The 16,106-nt window shown below is 46.2% G+C and carries 16 protein-coding genes; 4 read left to right on the forward strand and 12 right to left on the reverse strand.

Going from position 1 to position 16,106, the window contains the following annotated elements; all coding sequences use genetic code 11:
- Positions 1–63: 63 nt before the first annotated feature.
- Positions 64–897: a DUF2279 domain-containing protein gene (locus tag ACYVD4_RS02800; protein WP_460942174.1), complete on the forward strand. Its 834-nt coding sequence runs from the start codon at positions 64–66 to the stop codon at positions 895–897.
- On the opposite strand, the gene ACYVD4_RS02805 is transcribed toward ACYVD4_RS02800, so the two are convergent.
- The 4 genes from ACYVD4_RS02805 to ACYVD4_RS02820 form a co-directional block, all read right to left on the reverse strand.
- Positions 888–2,717, reverse strand: a complete 1,830-nt coding sequence (locus ACYVD4_RS02805) for a MutS-related protein (protein ID WP_460942176.1) — start codon at positions 2,715–2,717, stop codon at positions 888–890. The two genes, ACYVD4_RS02800 and ACYVD4_RS02805, sit on opposite strands and share 10 nt — an antisense overlap.
- 108 nt (positions 2,718–2,825) lie before the next feature.
- Positions 2,826–3,242, reverse strand: coding sequence for a Fur family transcriptional regulator (locus ACYVD4_RS02810; RefSeq protein ID WP_460942178.1), 417 nt, complete (start codon positions 3,240–3,242; stop codon positions 2,826–2,828).
- A gap of 87 nt (positions 3,243–3,329) precedes the next feature.
- Positions 3,330–5,135 carry an ABC transporter ATP-binding protein gene (locus ACYVD4_RS02815; RefSeq protein ID WP_460942180.1) on the reverse strand — a complete coding sequence of 602 codons (1,806 nt, stop codon included), beginning with the start codon at positions 5,133–5,135 and terminating at the stop codon, positions 3,330–3,332.
- An 82-nt stretch (positions 5,136–5,217) separates the two neighbouring features.
- A complete protein-coding gene (locus ACYVD4_RS02820) occupies positions 5,218–6,192 on the reverse strand; it encodes a gliding motility protein GldB-related protein (RefSeq protein WP_460942182.1) in 975 nt (324 codons plus the stop codon).
- A gap of 39 nt (positions 6,193–6,231) precedes the next feature.
- Between ACYVD4_RS02820 and ACYVD4_RS02825 the strand changes: the two genes are divergently transcribed.
- Positions 6,232–7,134 carry a porin family protein gene (locus ACYVD4_RS02825; protein ID WP_460942184.1) on the forward strand — a complete coding sequence of 301 codons (903 nt, stop codon included), beginning with the start codon at positions 6,232–6,234 and terminating at the stop codon, positions 7,132–7,134.
- A gap of 35 nt (positions 7,135–7,169) precedes the next feature.
- Here the strand turns inward: ACYVD4_RS02825 and hisF are convergent, their stop codons facing one another.
- The 7 genes from hisF to ACYVD4_RS02860 form a co-directional block, all read right to left on the reverse strand.
- Positions 7,170–7,925, reverse strand: a complete 756-nt coding sequence (gene hisF / locus ACYVD4_RS02830; RefSeq protein WP_460942186.1) for an imidazole glycerol phosphate synthase subunit HisF — start codon at positions 7,923–7,925, stop codon at positions 7,170–7,172.
- Entirely contained in the window at positions 7,926–8,348 is a 423-nt protein-coding gene (locus ACYVD4_RS02835) for a GNAT family N-acetyltransferase (RefSeq protein WP_460942188.1), read from the reverse strand.
- Positions 8,326–9,015, reverse strand: coding sequence for a hypothetical protein (locus ACYVD4_RS02840; RefSeq protein WP_460942190.1), 690 nt, complete (start codon positions 9,013–9,015; stop codon positions 8,326–8,328). Before ACYVD4_RS02840 ends, ACYVD4_RS02835 begins: the two co-directional genes overlap by 23 nt.
- A 15-nt stretch (positions 9,016–9,030) precedes the next feature.
- Complete coding sequence (gene hisA, locus ACYVD4_RS02845) at positions 9,031–9,753, reverse strand: 1-(5-phosphoribosyl)-5-[(5-phosphoribosylamino)methylideneamino]imidazole-4-carboxamide isomerase (protein ID WP_460942192.1); 723 nt, start codon at positions 9,751–9,753, stop codon at positions 9,031–9,033.
- Between the two features lie 76 nt (positions 9,754–9,829).
- Positions 9,830–10,417 carry an imidazole glycerol phosphate synthase subunit HisH gene (hisH, locus tag ACYVD4_RS02850; RefSeq protein WP_460942194.1) on the reverse strand — a complete coding sequence of 196 codons (588 nt, stop codon included), beginning with the start codon at positions 10,415–10,417 and terminating at the stop codon, positions 9,830–9,832.
- A gap of 129 nt (positions 10,418–10,546) precedes the next feature.
- On the reverse strand, positions 10,547–11,155 hold the full coding sequence (locus tag ACYVD4_RS02855; RefSeq protein WP_460942196.1) for a transposase: 609 nt from the start codon (positions 11,153–11,155) through the stop codon (positions 10,547–10,549).
- Between the two features lie 216 nt (positions 11,156–11,371).
- Positions 11,372–12,313, reverse strand: a complete 942-nt coding sequence (locus ACYVD4_RS02860) for a DUF72 domain-containing protein (protein ID WP_460942198.1) — start codon at positions 12,311–12,313, stop codon at positions 11,372–11,374.
- Between the two features lie 160 nt (positions 12,314–12,473).
- On the opposite strand from ACYVD4_RS02860, the gene ACYVD4_RS02865 reads away from it, so the two are divergent.
- Together ACYVD4_RS02865 and ACYVD4_RS02870 are read left to right on the forward strand one after the other, a co-directional pair.
- Positions 12,474–15,134 carry a valine--tRNA ligase gene (locus ACYVD4_RS02865; RefSeq protein ID WP_460942200.1) on the forward strand — a complete coding sequence of 887 codons (2,661 nt, stop codon included), beginning with the start codon at positions 12,474–12,476 and terminating at the stop codon, positions 15,132–15,134.
- Between the two features lie 146 nt (positions 15,135–15,280).
- Positions 15,281–15,802, forward strand: a complete 522-nt coding sequence (locus ACYVD4_RS02870; RefSeq protein WP_460942202.1) for a D-glycero-alpha-D-manno-heptose-1,7-bisphosphate 7-phosphatase — start codon at positions 15,281–15,283, stop codon at positions 15,800–15,802.
- Positions 15,803–15,896: 94 nt separating this feature from the next.
- On the opposite strand, the gene ACYVD4_RS02875 is transcribed toward ACYVD4_RS02870, so the two are convergent.
- Positions 15,897–16,022 (reverse strand): hypothetical protein, encoded by a 126-nt coding sequence (locus ACYVD4_RS02875; RefSeq protein ID WP_262893406.1) that lies wholly within the window; start codon positions 16,020–16,022, stop codon positions 15,897–15,899.
- Positions 16,023–16,106 lie beyond the last annotated feature (84 nt).

Genomic DNA, 16,106 nt, shown 5'->3' on the forward strand with positions numbered 1-16,106 from the left:
AAAATCCTCCTTCTCCTTTACGGGTTACATTGCACTACATTTCAGGATACTTTACATCCGAATTTGCCAAAAAAGCTACATGAGCAACGTAATGATTCACTAAATCGGAGCAGACTGTGGGCTGTAGGTGCTTCATCATTACTCACGTTAGGGTCAACCTATATTTATCTGGAACGTACCTGGTGGAATGGTAAAGGAGTTCCTTTTCATTTTGATGAAGGTCGTGATCTGACGTATGCAGGTGGTCTCGATAAAGTTGCTCATTTCGCAGGTGGCAGTTTTGTAGCAGAAACGTATTATAATGCTTTCCGTTGGGCGGGTGTTCCGCAACAGAAAGCCGAATGGTTGGCTTTTGGCTCAGCCGCTTTTGTTGAGTTAGGTATCGAAATCAAGGATGCATATTCGCCAACGTATGGGTTTAGCTGGCGCGACGTAGCATTTGGTACTATAGGCGGTTTTTGGCCAATGGCTCAACATCGGTCAGGATTTTTACGCGATGCTCAGTGGAAGGTTAGTTACTGGCAACAGACCCCGAAATATTTTAACGCACGCGGCATTCCTGTACAACGATTTTCGATCGACGATTACATCAATCAGACGTACTGGCTTTCGTTTTCGCCAGCACATTTGGGTGGGCACAACTGGAAAAAAGGCTGGCCAGACTGGCTACAACTCTCCATTGGAATGGGACTTGAAGCCGAAACCTGGAACCTGCACAACGATGGCCTTGGCGGTAGACATGAATGGTACGTTGCCCCGGATATCAATGTAGTAAAACTCCTAAAACCACGTAGCGCAGCCGGAAAGGCAATAGTGAATCTTCTGAAATATATAAAGATTCCGATGCCAACCTTTCAGCTATTACCCAAACCACGCTGGTACTGGCTCTACTTTTGAGCAGCCTCCATGTCGATACCGATAGCCTGCATCAGTTGACTGGCGTTGAAACTCTGGCAAATGCCATTTCGGAGCTTGTAATCGAAAATCAATTTTCCCTCCTCGAGATCAGACTGAAAATGGAAATTACGCACAAACTCATCGGCATCCGTAAGCTGGCCCAATTCGAGATCATGGGTAGAAACAAAGCCGGAAGCTGTTGTTTTATGCAGTTGCCGAATCAACGCTTCGGCTCCGCGATGTCGGTCGGCAGAGTTGGTTCCCTTTAAAATTTCATCCAGGAAATACAGTACAGGTACCTGTTTGCCATTCTGGCGGTTTTCAGCATCTGGTTGTTTCGTAAGATTGATAAGCGTTTGCAGCCGTTTCAGTTCAGCATAAAATGACGACGTACTTTCTTCCAGCGAATCTTGTGTACGCATACTGGTAAACACGCACACGGGCGAACACCAGAAACGCTTGGCACTTACAACGGCACCCGCCAATGCCAGTACTACGTTGGTACCCACTGTTCTGAGAAATGTGCTCTTCCCCGACATGTTCGAACCAGTAATCAGAAGGGTTTGCCCAACTCCCTTTACTTCCAGCGAGTTAGCAATGCTACGTTCGGGAGGAAGTAATGGGTGAGCTGCCGACGTAAAATCAAGTACTAATTGCTCATCAGCAATATCAGGCGTTACGTAGTCAGGGTGCGCATAAGCAAATCCAGCCAGACTGTTGAGTGCTTCCAGCTCGCCAAGTGCATTAAACCATTGCGCCAAATCAGGACCATAGGTTTTTCGCCAGCGTTCGAGCCGGAACAGATAATGAATATCCCAAAGAGTAACGATTCCAACAAAAAGATAGAAGTAGGGATTACGGCGAAAATTCAGCCCTTCGGTCAGGCTGGCAAGCTGTCGTACAGCGGCTGAAGCCGACAGTTTATTGTCTGTCAATACGTTGCGAATAGCTTCTAACCGAAGTGTATCACCCTTTACCTGTTCGGCCTGCTCAAATAAATTCCAGAAGGCCCCTAATGCATTCGAAATATCGAACGTTTGTTCACTTGCTTCTTTCACCTGCTTCGAAACCAGACTCAGCACCATGCCATGCACGGCCATTCCAACAAGAACAGCTACGCCGGGTACATGACCCATCAACCAGGCAGAAAATAAGCTTAGTGTAATGGCCGGAAGAATAAAGCGAACACTATTCAAATAACCCGGCAGTGGTGTTTCAGCAACCGTTGCCCATTTTACCAGTTTTTCCGGCGAATGGTCTATGGTTTCTTCCAGATTAGCTAAGGCTTCAAATTGTTGGCGCCAGTCGAGTTGTGGTTTCAATTCGGCAGCCGCCATCTGACGAAGCCGAATAGCATCGGGTGCAGCCGGAAATTTAAGCCACTTTACCAGTCGATTTCGGCCTTCATACGTATGAGTCCGATTAAGAAGTCGAAAAAGCGAGTGTTTGCCAAATACGTCTAAATCGCCGGAGTAATAATGAGTTGGGCTAGCGTATTGCTCACCCGTTTCCGGACGCAGATACTGGCGTTTTAAGCGAGCCGCTTCATCCTGATTAATAAATACCAGTTGATGATTCAAATCACGCTCACGACGAACTTTCTGGTGTTTTTTCAATAGAACCAGAAAACCGATTATACCAGCTAATGCCGCCAGAATAGCAAACATATCCTGCTCAGCACGAAAGAGCAGCCAGACTGCCAGCGCACTGCCTGCAAACAGAATCAGTCGCCAGAAAGCCAGTTGGTTATATAGACGTTGAGCGGCTTGTTCGGCCTGAGTAAATTCTTGCTGACGCTGAAGAAAAGTTTCAGTGGGCATAAAAAAGGAGGTAGCCTGCCGTTAGCGTAAACGGCTGCGATGATACTAAAAAGGTGGGTTTTTATCGCAACGACTAAACCACTTTATGATGAGCGGAGTTATGCTACGTTATTTATTACAGTCCTGACAAACGCCCTGAATAAGAAGGTTCATTTCCTTACGATTATACCCTTCGGGCAACGCAACAGTCGGAATACTTACCTTCTCCAAACAGGTAGTTTGGCCACAAGCTTCACATTTGAAATGAACGTGATCGTGGTGATGATGCCCATCCGTACAGGTTTCGCGACACAACGCATATTTCGTTCCGCCTTCATCGTCAAGTACTTTATGTAATAAACCTTTATCCAGAAACGTGCGCAATGTCCGGTAAATCGTAACCCGGTCATGATCGGGGCCAAGGCCATTTTCAACGTCGTGGTGCGCCAGGGCATGGCCCGCATTTAGAAACAAATCCAGTACTTCCTCCCGACCATTTGTATGCCGTAGGTTAAAGTCTTTCAGGGTTTTAGCAGCCAGTGACATAGTTTATAAATGGATAATGAATAATGTAAAATGGATAATTTACTGTGGTTAGTATTGAATTATTCATCATCCATTATTCATTGAACATTATTCAATCGGTTCAAATTGCAATTTAACCAGATTAGCATAGATGCCATCTTCCTGTATAGCTAATTCGTCGTGCGTACCTGTTTCTACAACCTGGCCTTCACGTAGCACATAAATCATGTCTACCTTCCGAATAGTTGCCAGTCGGTGGGCAATAATGATTGTGGTTCGATTTTTCATCAGCTCGTCCAGTGCCTCCTGTACTAAACGTTCAGATTCAGCATCGAGTGCGCTTGTGGCTTCATCAAGTATCAGAATAGCCGGATCTTTCAGAATGGCGCGGGCAATGGCGATACGTTGCCGCTGCCCTCCCGATAATTTCACCCCACGCTCGCCAACAACAGTCTGGAAACCTTCTGGGAATGAATCAACAAACTCCAGCGCATTCGCTTTCCGTGCCGCTTCCCGAACTTCGGTGTCAGTAGCGCCGGGCTTACCATATTGAATGTTCTCGAAGATTGAGCCTCCAAACAGTATAACTTCCTGCGGAACAACGGCAATATTTTTCCGCAACTCGGTTACGTTAAAACCTGCCAAATCACGTCCATCAACCGTAATCTGCCCATCCCCAATATCGTAGTACCGCATCAGCAACTGCACAATGGTCGATTTTCCGGCGCCACTCTGCCCCACCAAGGCAATTTTCCGGCCGGCGTCTACGCTAAGCGATACACTTTTCAATACTTCCATCTCAGGACGTGATGGATAGGCAAACTGTACATTTTTGAACTGCACATGGCCATGAACAGGCACAAAAAGTGGCTGTACGTCAGATGCGTCAACTTCAGAAGGCTCTTCCAGAATTTCCAGAATTCGCTCCGATGCACCAACCGTTTTCTGCACCTGCGCATACATATCGCCCATGCCAGCCACCGAACCGCCAATAAAAGCTGTGTAGACAATAAATGTCAGTAAATCGGCAAACGGAATCTCGCCCGACTGCACCAACGTACCGCCATACCAGACAATACCCATGATACCGCCGAACATAGCAAAAATGATGAACGAGACAAAAACACCCCGATAATTCGCCGTTCGGAGTGCGATACTCACCAGCCGGTCAAGTGAATTACTATACCGACCAATTTCCAGACGTTCGTTTGTGAAGGCCTTTACTACGTTGATCGATTGTAATGTTTCTTCAACAATCACACTGGCGGCAGCTAGCTGATCCTGCGCCTGTTTTGACAGCTTGCGGATGTATCGGCCGAAAATAACCGCCGACACAATAATCACCGGGAACGTAGCAAGCATGAATAGGGTCAGTTTCCACGATACGTAGAGAATAAACGCCGTGCCGCCCAGCAACGTAATAACCAGCCGTAACAGTTCTGCCAACGTAATAGACAGTACGTCCTGCAACTGCGATACGTCGGCAGAAAGACGGCTGGTCAGTTCGCCAACGCGCCGTTTCTCGAAGAACGGAACTGGCAACGTAATGATTTTGCCATATACCTCCCGGCGAACATCGGCCATGGCCCGTTCGCTCACTTGTGCAAAAAAGTAGATGCGGCCAAACGAAAAAATGGCCTGTAGAATTAGAATACCGCCAAAAATCAGGATAACCTGATTGAGCGTAAACTGCGATTTTCCCTGAATTACACTTGTCACCTGCCCAACCAATGCCGGAAAGCTAAGAGAGGTTCCCGTGGAGAGAATGAGGAAGAGAAAGCCTACGATAAACTGAATCCGATACGGTCGAACGTAGCGAAATACACGTACTGCTTTTTTAAAATCCTCGCGACTTATTTTCTTTTTATCGGCTTCGCTGGCTTCTTCGCCAAAAGCTCGTCTTCCTTTTGCCATTGATCGGTAGTCATTAATCGATACGTATTAGTCGTTATTCAGGCGCTATTTACTTTAGGCCAACCACTAATTTGTACGACTTTTATTCACGTTGTCCTTTATAACCCGACTGTTCAAAAATCTGCCGGGCATCAGCGTTTCGCATCAGGTCGGCAATGCTTACGCCACTGTGTTCGTCGTGATACACCCCCACAATTCGCCAGCCAACCCACCGACCAATAGCGCCCGGACAAGCCTGCCCAATTTCGGCGGTGAAAGGACGTTCATTCAAATATCGCTGTTTTATCGCTGGATTTGTTTGAAACAGAAGTTGATTGTCAATAAAGTGTGCCCAAACTATGTCTTGTGCATTAAACGTTTGCGTCAATTGCTTGTCTGAGTAACCGATAATCAGGCTGTCGGCCAGTTCAGGCAAAACGGTTTTGGTAAATACGTAGCCTTTGCCGTAATAGACCATGTCGGCCAGCATGGTTTGATCCTTACGGTTCGTGGCATTGTATTTGTCAGACAGCGCAAAGACAATCGCTGAGGCAATATAATCTTTGTTGTACCGACGTAGCATGTATTCTGGGAACTCGTTTGCGGGAGGCCGATATTTTGCTTTTGGCCCGCCAAAATAATCGAGTCCAATAACAATCAGACTGTCGGATATGGCTAAATCAGGGCCCATAAAACCAGTCACAACGGTGGCAATTTTAGGGGGCTGAAAGTCTGGGAAGTCTTTTTTTATGTTTGTAAAGGCTTCGGCCAATTGCTTACGAAGATCGGCCAGATCGCCGAATTCAGCCTGTAGCTGGGTGTTGAACTCGCTTAATTGAGAATTATTTACCCGGTTAGTCAATTCACGAACAATGGCTGTATCATTTCCGGCTCCATTCGCGTTAAAGTACAATTGAGCGACGGACGGATTCCGGTCTAGGAAAGCTCGAATACTATCGGGCGATTTGCTGGAAAAGAGTTGCTGTTCGAGCCGGATAAACGTAACGTCTTCTTTTTTTTGACACGACGTTATCAGAAAAAAACAAAAAAGGCCCACGATGGCCGCTTGTATTCGCATGAAACTCTGGAGTTTTCAATATAGAAAACGTACAAAATTATGAAAAAAGTTGCAGGGTTCGGTTTGATTTTGGTCATGCTGGTAATTGACTTAGCTTCGGCACAGTCGACCAGGCCTGCTCTTTATCAGATGCGCACTAAAGAATCGAAGGTCACCGAAAAACGGTTTCGCAAAATTCTGGGCGATAATTACGATGGTCAGGACCAGAATCGCCGGGAATATGACGATGATCGTAAAAAACGTCGGCGGAAGCAACAACAAGGCACCGCCGAATCATCGGAAAACAACGGCTATGGCTCCGGCCCCGATTATGCCTGGCCTACTCGTCTGATTGAAATGAGCATTCGGTTTGCGCCATCGCTCAACATCAACGCGGTTCAGGGCAGTGGTACGTATGCTGGTTTTAAGGATAATGGAGTTGGTGTTCGGATGAGTCTTGGCCCTTCTCTCGATTATTTCTTCTTTAAAGACCGCTACGCTTTCAGCACCGGACTTTGGTATACAATAAAACGGTCAGGGTTTCAGATGCCGGGCACTTTCGGCGGAACACGCTGGAATCCAAGTCTTCCCGAAAAAGAATCGATTTATAATTTGCAGTATATCCAGCTCCCGGCAACCGTAAAGTTATTTGCTAACAACATTGGTCCAAATTTGCGGCTCTACGTCCAGACAGGCGGTATCTTCAGTGTAAAGCTGGCCGAAAAACCACTTGATGAATCTACTAACGGACTTTACACAGCGGAAGTTGGCGAAAACCAGCGCCACTATGGTTTCGGCGACATCGAGTTATTATTGGGAACGGGCATTCAGTATAAAATCAACCAGCACAACGCGTTTAATCTGGGCTTGAGTTATCAGCGTGGCCTGATCAACGTAGCACGTGGTAGCGAACTAGTTTCCAAAAGCCGGATTGTTGCGCTAGAGCTAGGTTTCAAGTTTTAATGTATTAGGATTGTAACACGGACACAATGTCCGCGTTACAACCGCATTTCGATACCTTTTTCGCGCAAATAACTCTTCAGTGCCGGTATTTCAATTTCCTTGAAGTGGAAAATGCTAGCCGCTAATCCGGCATCGGCTTTACCGGTTGTAAATACATCGACAAAGTGATCCATCGAGCCAGCTCCGCCCGATGCAATTACCGGAATATTGGCTGAGCCAGAAATCTGGGCGGTTAACTCCAGAGCAAAACCGGCTTTCGTCCCATCAGCATCCATCGACGTCAATAAAATTTCACCTGCACCTCTCTCTTCAATTTCGGCAGCCCAGGTAATGGTACGTAGCGGAGTTGGTTTGCGTCCGCCATGCGTATGCACAATATGTTCGCCGTCAACGTAGCGCGTATCGATAGCCACAACAATGCACTGGCTACCAAATTCGAGCGCAAGCTCGTTCACCAAATCCGGGTTTCGCACTGCCGACGAGTTAATCGAAATCTTGTCGGCTCCTGCGTTTAAAAGCGCCGATACATCGGCTACCGACGAAATTCCTCCGCCTACCGTAAACGGGATATTGATTGTATGCGCTACGTTCCGAACCAGTTCAATCAGGGTTTTGCGTTCATCGACCGTAGCCGTAATGTCCAGAAAGACCAGTTCGTCGGCTCCCTGTTCGGCGTAAACGGCGGCTAGCGCAACCGGATCGCCCGCATCGCGCAGATTCACAAAGTTTGTTCCTTTTACCGTTCGGCCATCTTTAATATCGAGGCAGGGAATAATACGTTTGGTGAGCATTTAATACGTAGTGAAAGCTTTGATAGACATTGTATTTTCAGGATTATCAATCGGGTTGAATCCGAATTGCTTGTACAATCCGTGTGCATCCAACGTAACGAGCATCAACCGGCGAAGCCCCTGTAAAGGCGGATAGGCCATAATGAATGCCACCAGTTGTTTCGACAACCCTTTTCCACGATGCTCGGGCAAAATGAATACGTCAGCCAGATACCCGAACGTAGCAAAGTCGGTAATAACCCGCGCAAACCCAACCTGTTCGTCACCTCGATACACGCCAAAGCAAGTCGAGTTTTCAATAGCACGTTGTACAATTTCAAGTGGAATATTGCGGCTCCAATACGCTTCCTGACTCAAAAACTGGTGAATAATCTCCAGATTGAGTTTCGTTTTATCAGTACTAACGTGGTATTCGTTTGTCATAATGTTCAGAGTATAAGTTGAATGGCTTAAAATGAGCTACCAGCTTATCCAGAATAGCAACTATTTTCTGCAATTCCTGAATCTTAGGTTTCGCCCGAAGGTACCCACGGGGATTGCCATATTCATACCGACGATGACTGTTCTGACTAAACACATCAATATGGTAGCTTTCTCCATCTGAAATCCACACAGAACTCTCTTGCTTCTTCGCGTGTATGCTTACGCTCCCATCCGGTTCGACCGATGTGTATGTAGAATCTTTATGACGAGGGCGTAAGCGGCTTTCTATAGCTGCCTCATCGGGTAAAACCAATATATCAAGTTGAACAAGTTCTGTCCATAGCGAATCGGTAACGAGTTTGCTAGGCTTGATTCGGGTGAAATTGCGAAATCCGGTCTTGTTTGAATGAATACTATATTTCGTTACAGAAAATTTGTCGGTCTGCTTCTCAATACGATAGAGTTCGTGTGCTTCGCCAAAACAAAGCTGACATTTTTGCCAGATACGTACTTCATATTCACCAGCTTCCAGAGATGGCGTTTTTAACCGCATTTTCTCCGCCAGTTCCGAAAACCACATATTTATTATGGAATCCGTTTTAACTACGGCGAAAGAACGTAGCGGTAGCGAAAAAGTGATCAATAGACTCAGAAGTAGACGTATCATAGAGCCATAGTTTATTTACTGCCCGTTAATCTGTTGCAGTTGCTTCAACGTAACGCGTCCTTCGTAAATCGCCTTGCCGACGATTACGCCAAAAACGTTCATGTCGGCCAGTATTTCAATATCGTCCATGTTGCTGACACCACCGCTGGCAATGATGTTCAGATCTGGAAAGCGATCCTGGAGATTCCGATATAAGTCAAACGAAGGCCCTTGCAGAAGTCCGTCTTTCGCTACGTCGGTGCTGATCACGTATTTGATGCCTTTTTCAACCCATTTTTCCACGAAATCATAAACCCAAACTTCAGTGGATTCTTCCCAGCCGCTGACCGCGATTTTTTCATTTTTCGCATCGGCACCCAGAATAATTTTATCGGCTCCATGTCCCGATAGCCAGCGTTCCATTACGTCGGGTTGTTTTACGGCGATACTTCCGCCCGTAACCTGTTTTGCACCACACTCGAACACGATTCGTAAATCCTCATCCGACTGAACTCCTCCGCCAAAATCGACATGCAGGCGAGTTTTCGATGCAATCAGCTCCAGCACTTTCCAATTGATCACCCGTTTTTCTTTTGCCCCGTCGAGGTCAACCAGATGCAATCGTGTCAGGCCAGCGTCTTCAAACTGCTGCGCTACTTCGAATGGACGCGCATTGTATTCTTTCTTCTGATTGTAGTCGCCCTGCGTCAGGCGAACGGCTTTACCGTCAATGAGATCGATGGCAGGAATGATATACATACGTAACGCGGACGTCCTGTCCGCACTTTATTAGTGATGGCACACGACAGAATGCTGGAACGCCAGCCCAGTCGCATTATAGTTTTAGAAAATTCTCCAGAATCCGCTGGCCCACATCTCCGCTAATTTCAGCGTGAAATTGAGCCGCATAAAAGTTATCGCGATGCAGCATGGCGCTAAATGGGCGGACATAATCACAAACGGCAGTGGTTTCGGGACAGACATCGGCCGCATAACTATGTACAAAATACATGTATGCATTTTCTGGCAAACCTTCTGTAAGCGAGCCTTTTAAGCTATGGATATTATTCCAGCCCATGTGTGGCACTTTAAAACCGGGCTCGGCAGGAAACCGCCGAACATCGATATCAAAAATGCCCATGCAGGTCGTATTATTTTCTTCCGAATAGCGGCACATAAGCTGCATACCAACGCAAGTTCCCAAAACCGGCTGTTTCAGCGACGGAATCAGCTTATCGATTCCGCGCTCACGCAGATAGGCCATGGCTGTACTGGCTTCGCCGACGCCCGGAAAAATAACTTTGTCGGCCGAGCGAATTTCGGTTTCATCGTCCGTAAGCACGTAACTCGCTCCCAGCCGATCCAGCGCATACATGACCGACTGAACATTGCCTGCGTTGTATTTAATGATAACTGTTTTCATTTTCGTTGTACAACGGAATGGTATTCCGTTGAGCCGTTAGGCTAATTATTTTCTCTAATTAATAAGAGGTTTTAAGTAAATCTTGTTAGCCTGACGGCTTAACGGAATACCATTCCGTTATACAATTAATTACATCAAATAAGCTTCATTTACGTATGAATGAGGCCAGTCCTGCCAATTTTCAACTTGTCTGGCTTTTACTGGATTTTGAAGAATATACCAGATAATTCTTCTTAATTCCGCATTGTCTCGAACTATGTGGTCATAACTTTCTGGATGCCAAAATTCTCCCATTCGACTCAAAACATTGTTTGCCTTTCGAGCGGTATGCCGCTTAAACGATTGCAGAATCCGATACAAAGGTCTATCAGGTGTTCCTTTCATTCTCATATCAATCACAAAATGAATATGATTTGACATTAAACAATAAGCAGCTAAATCAAACTCGGTTTGATCTCTAAAACGAAGTGCTTCCTTAATAATATCCGCAACACTTGGCTCTGTAAGCCAGTATGGACCATTCTGTGGGTTATCCAAAAATGTATCAAATCGGGCGAAATATCGTTTTTGTTGGTTTAGAGGCTCTTCCGGTTGTTTATTAATTTGTTTTAACGCTAGCTCCTGCTCTTCTTTTAGCATCTCAATTATTGCTATCGGTAAACTACCTGCCAGCCGCACCGTTATGAAAAAAACGGCCTCAACTGGGTTAAAATGAGGTAAGTTTCGATAGTATTCCATAACCGTTTTATTCTACAACGCAGTACCACTACGTTATACAGACAAAGCCCGGCTCATTAGCAGAACCGGGCTTTGTATATTGTGGGAATCAGAATTGGCTGACTGAACTCACAAACACGCGCATCTCGTTCTGCTGCGTTACCGCTCAGAATGATGATGCCGGTGATGTGAAGGAATTAAAATCATAGGGCAAAAGTAACGGCTTGCCGCTGGAAATCAAAACAGACTTCCCTGTACAACTTGTGGTTGCAGCACGGGTTCCCGCAGATTCAGTCCACAATGTTTGTTTAGTTCACGAACCCAGTAACGTATCAGTTCGGGAGCAGTATCGTTATCGCCCCCGCCGTGGATAAACAGATAGGCTTTTTGTAATCCTTTGTCGAACCAGGTTTTCAGACGCTGTACCCAGGCATCCGTTCGGCTGTAATCAGTTGCATGGCCTTCGTTGGCAATGAAACGTAGTGTCAGAATTGGGCTGCTCAATCCCATGTGCAGTACGTCTCTTCGGCCTGCTACGTCGGTAATCACTACGTGCCGACGTAGTGCGTAAAGTCGTTCGAGTGTCTGCTGCCAACTAGCCGATTTGCTGAACCAGTTGGGATGGCGAAACTCAACTGCTACGTCCAGTTCGTCGGGCAGATTTTTCAGATACGTCTCCAGAATAGACCATTTGTCGGGTCCGAAGGTTGGGTGTAATTGCAGAAACGTCATACCCAGAAACTCTTCCAGACTGAGTACCGCATTCACAAATTCTTCGGTTAACGCTTCTGTGCCGATTAACTGACGTTCGTGGCTAATAATCTGCGGAAATTTAGGGCAATACGTAAACCCTACCCGATCAGGCGAACCCGCAGCTTCTGATTTCCACTTCTCGATCATGCCTAACGTTGGAATTTGATAATGCGTCAGGTTCAATTCAATGGTATTGAACTGTCGGGTGTAATAATGCAGGAAATCGCGTTCTTTGGCATTGAAAGGATATAATTTGCCTACATAGTCTTTATTTGCCCAGACTGGCCCGCCAATGTATACAGTAGGCTGAAAGCACATGCTACGTGAAGGCGGTTCCACACCTTCCCAAATACGTGCATTGAACGCTTGCCCTGGCGGCAGGCTAAAATTCACCGCATCGGGGTTTTGTATTTTTCCAAATTCCATAGACTATTGACAGAAGTGTTGCAGTAAAACTAGCAAAGGCAGCCTTTCGTTTTTTCCCCCTATCCAATTTAGCTAATTTTGCATTTTATACGTAATCCCAGTCCTGGATTTCACCGTGTTGTTACGATACGGTACATCTGAAACTGGTTTCCACTGCCTTATGATTTCAAAGACATACGCCCCCCAGGAAATTGAAGAAAAATGGTATCAGTACTGGCTCGATAACCAATTTTTCAAATCGACACCCGACGACCGCGAGCCTTATACGGTCGTGATTCCCCCTCCGAACGTAACGGGTGTGTTACACATGGGCCATATGCTCAATAATACGATTCAGGATGTATTGATACGTAAGGCGCGTATGGAAGGCAAAAATGCCTGCTGGGTCCCCGGTACCGACCACGCCAGTATTGCGACCGAAGCCAAAGTGGTGGCCATGCTCCGTGAACAGGGTATCAATAAAAAAGACCTTTCACGTGAGCAATTTCTGGAATACGCCTGGGAATGGACGCACAAATACGGCGGAATCATCCTGAAACAGCTTCGCAAGCTCGGCGCGTCGTGCGACTGGGATCGTACCCGTTTTACGATGGAACCAGCCCTACATGATTCGGTTATCGACGTTTTTGTTGACCTGTATAACAAAGGCTACATTTACCGGGGAGTTCGGATGGTAAACTGGGACCCTCAGGGCCAGACTGCCGTTTCTGACGAAGAAGTTATCACGAAAGAAATCCAGCAGAAACTGGTTTATATCCGCTACGAAATAGCCGGGAGCAAAAACGCCGATGGTGAATCTGAGTATATTACCATTGCCACGGTACGTCCTGAAACCATCATGGCCGACGTAGCGATTGCTGTAAATCCGGACGATGAGCGTTATAAGCATCTGCATGGCAAGAAAGCGTTGATTCCGCTTATCAATCGCGAAATACCGATTATTACCGACGACTACGTAACAGTAGACTTCGGAACGGGTGGCCTGAAAGTGACACCCGCTCACGACCCGAACGACTACTCGCTGGGTATCAAGCATAATCTGCCTGTCATCGACATTCTGAACAATGACGGTACGTTGAACGAGAAAGCGCAGATTTTGGTCGGACAAGACCGGTTTGCGGCTCGTAAAGCCATTATCAAGCTGCTGGAAGAATCGGGCAATCTGGTTAAAACCGAAGATTATAAGTCGAATGTTGGTACGTCGGAGCGGACGGGTGCTGTTATTGAGCCTCGGTTGTCGTTGCAGTGGTTCCTGAAAATGGACGAGCTGTCGAAACCCGCGCTGACGAACGTAATGGACGATACGATCCAGCTTGTTCCGCCGAAGTTTAAAAACATGTACCGCGCCTGGATGGAAAATGTACACGATTGGTGCATTAGCCGCCAACTTTGGTGGGGACAGCGAATTCCGGCATTCTATCTGCAAGATGGCACCTACGTAGTGGCAAAAAACAAGCATGAAGCGCTGGAAAAAGTACAGCACGAAAAGCTGCTTTTTGCCATGACCGAGGCCGATCTGACGCAGGACGAAGACGTATTGGATACGTGGTTTTCGTCGTGGCTATGGCCTATGTCGGTTTTCGACGGACTGAAAGATCCAGACAACGCTGATATCAATTACTATTATCCAACCAATGATCTGGTCACGGCTCCTGAAATCTTATTTTTCTGGGTGGCCCGGATGATCATTGCAGGTTATGAGTACAAAGGCGAAGCTCCGTTCAAAAACGTCTATCTGACAGGTATTGTCCGTGATAAGCTTGGCCGCAAAATGTCGAAATCGCTGGGCAATTCACCTGATCCGCTCGATTTAATTGACAAATACGGTGCCGATGGCGTTCGCACGGGTATGCTATTTAGTTCGGCTGCTGGTAACGATTTAATGTTTGATGAGAAACTGGTTGAGCAGGGCCGTAATTTCAGCAACAAAATCTGGAATGCATTCCGGTTGGTAAAAGGTTGGAACATCATAGACATAGACGCAGACGCCGTGGAGACAAGGCATGCCTTGTCTCTACAGATGCCGATTGAATGGTTCGAATCGAAGCTAAATGCTACGTTGCTTCAGATTGAGGATGATTTTAGTAAGTTCCGTATTTCGGATGCGCTTCAGAACCTTTACAAGCTGATCTGGGATGATTTCTGCTCACAGTATCTGGAGCTGATCAAACCTGGTTTTGAACAGCCAATTGATCGTGCTACGTATGATGCCACGATAAATTTCTTTGAGAGATTAATGGCGTTGGCGCATCCGTTTATGCCGTTTATTACCGAAGAAATCTGGCAGGACATCCGCGAACGTAGTGCGGGCGATAGTATCTGTATTACGTCGTTCCCTAAAGCTGGTGCTATTGACGAACAGCTTTTAACAGATTTCGATACGTTATTTGAGATTATCAGTAATGTTCGGAATCTACGTAACGCCAAACAGATTTCGCCTAAAGTTTCGCTGCCACTTGCCATTAAAACAACCACAGTTGATCGGTTTCAGCCATTGGAGCCATTGATTCGGAAAATGGCGAACGTATCGGAGATTACCTATACGCAAGAGAAAGCGCCGGGCGTAGCGTTCCTGGTTAAGAGCGATGAATTTTTTGTCAACATTGTGGGTGAAATTGATGTTGAACAGGAAATTGCCAGTACTCAGAAAGAACTGGAATACATTATCGGCTTCCGGGAAGCGACGCAGAAAAAACTCTCAAATGAGAAGTTTGTGGCGAACGCCAAACCTGAATTAGTAGAACGAGAACGCCAGAAACTCGCTGATGCTGATGCTAAAATTCAGGTATTAGAACAGCGACTGGCCGATCTGAGGGCTTAATCGACTACTCTTTTTTCGTAAACGTAGCACACGTTCGTGAAAGTCGATGACCCGTTCACAAAGTTTAACAATAAATTTTAGAGCAATAGTACAATAAGTTAAGTAACAAATTGTACTATTGCAGCCATAAACAGACAGCATCATTCATGAATAAGTGCATCTTCTTAGACCGCGACGGTGTGTTAAATGAGGACAGAACCGACTATGTCTACAGGGTAGAAGATTTTATTATTCCCGACGGCGTACCCGAAGCGTTACGTTTGCTGAAACAGGCCGGTTATATGCTCATTGTTATTACGAATCAGGCTGGTATTGCCAAAGGGCTTTACACCCGCGACGACGTAATGACTTGTTATAACTACCTTCAGGAACAGTGTGGTCAGCTTATCGACGATATTTATTACTGCCCGCATCATCCAAAGTATGACAGCGAATCATTGACTAGAAAACCCGGTTCGCTGCTTCTCGAAAAAGCGATTGCAAAATATAATATTGAGCCAGACGCATCATGGATGATTGGCGATGCACCACGCGATATGCAGGCAGGTAAACGGGTAGGTGTGCGAACGCTACGTATCACGGCCGATTCTGTAGCAACAGATGAATGCGATGGATGCGCTACAAGTCTGCTCGAAGCATCTCGTCTCGTGCTCGACCATGCTGCCTAGCCAAAATTTGCAGAGGAAAATTAGTTCTGATAACGAAAAAGCCACCATCTTCCTTAATCGATAGATGGTGGCTTTTTCTAGTAAAATCGTTTCCTTAAACCCGAACCTGCGCCGAAGCAGGCTTCTGTACACTGCCATAGGCCGGGCAGTTCGCCTTCCGAGCACACGACCCAAGCGACAATGTCGCCAGCACAGCCCCCAAAATCAGTAATTTTTTCATGAAAATAATAGTACGTTTTTGCGCTTAATCTTCAGATTTTGAAACGAATATAATGCCAAAAATTGTACGCTACGTTATTTTATT

This window comes from Spirosoma daeguense, assembly GCF_054776875.1.

Coding starts and splice junctions, on each gene's coding strand:
- ACYVD4_RS02835 (WP_460942188.1), bottom strand. CDS start 8,348: ATGACAAACGAATACCACGTTAGTACTGATAAAACGAAACTCAATCTG.
- ACYVD4_RS02825 (WP_460942184.1), top strand. CDS start 6,232: ATGAAAAAAGTTGCAGGGTTCGGTTTGATTTTGGTCATGCTGGTAATT.
- ACYVD4_RS02855 (WP_460942196.1), bottom strand. CDS start 11,155: ATGGAATACTATCGAAACTTACCTCATTTTAACCCAGTTGAGGCCGTT.
- ACYVD4_RS02820 (WP_460942182.1), bottom strand. CDS start 6,192: ATGCGAATACAAGCGGCCATCGTGGGCCTTTTTTGTTTTTTTCTGATA.
- hisH (WP_460942194.1), bottom strand. CDS start 10,417: ATGAAAACAGTTATCATTAAATACAACGCAGGCAATGTTCAGTCGGTC.
- ACYVD4_RS02860 (WP_460942198.1), bottom strand. CDS start 12,313: ATGGAATTTGGAAAAATACAAAACCCCGATGCGGTGAATTTTAGCCTG.
- hisF (WP_460942186.1), bottom strand. CDS start 7,925: ATGCTCACCAAACGTATTATTCCCTGCCTCGATATTAAAGATGGCCGA.
- ACYVD4_RS02875 (WP_262893406.1), bottom strand. CDS start 16,022: ATGAAAAAATTACTGATTTTGGGGGCTGTGCTGGCGACATTGTCGCTT.
- ACYVD4_RS02815 (WP_460942180.1), bottom strand. CDS start 5,135: ATGGCAAAAGGAAGACGAGCTTTTGGCGAAGAAGCCAGCGAAGCCGAT.
- ACYVD4_RS02840 (WP_460942190.1), bottom strand. CDS start 9,015: ATGATACGTCTACTTCTGAGTCTATTGATCACTTTTTCGCTACCGCTA.
- hisA (WP_460942192.1), bottom strand. CDS start 9,753: ATGTATATCATTCCTGCCATCGATCTCATTGACGGTAAAGCCGTTCGC.
- ACYVD4_RS02865 (WP_460942200.1), top strand. CDS start 12,474: ATGATTTCAAAGACATACGCCCCCCAGGAAATTGAAGAAAAATGGTAT.
- ACYVD4_RS02810 (WP_460942178.1), bottom strand. CDS start 3,242: ATGTCACTGGCTGCTAAAACCCTGAAAGACTTTAACCTACGGCATACA.
- ACYVD4_RS02805 (WP_460942176.1), bottom strand. CDS start 2,717: ATGCCCACTGAAACTTTTCTTCAGCGTCAGCAAGAATTTACTCAGGCC.
- ACYVD4_RS02870 (WP_460942202.1), top strand. CDS start 15,281: ATGAATAAGTGCATCTTCTTAGACCGCGACGGTGTGTTAAATGAGGAC.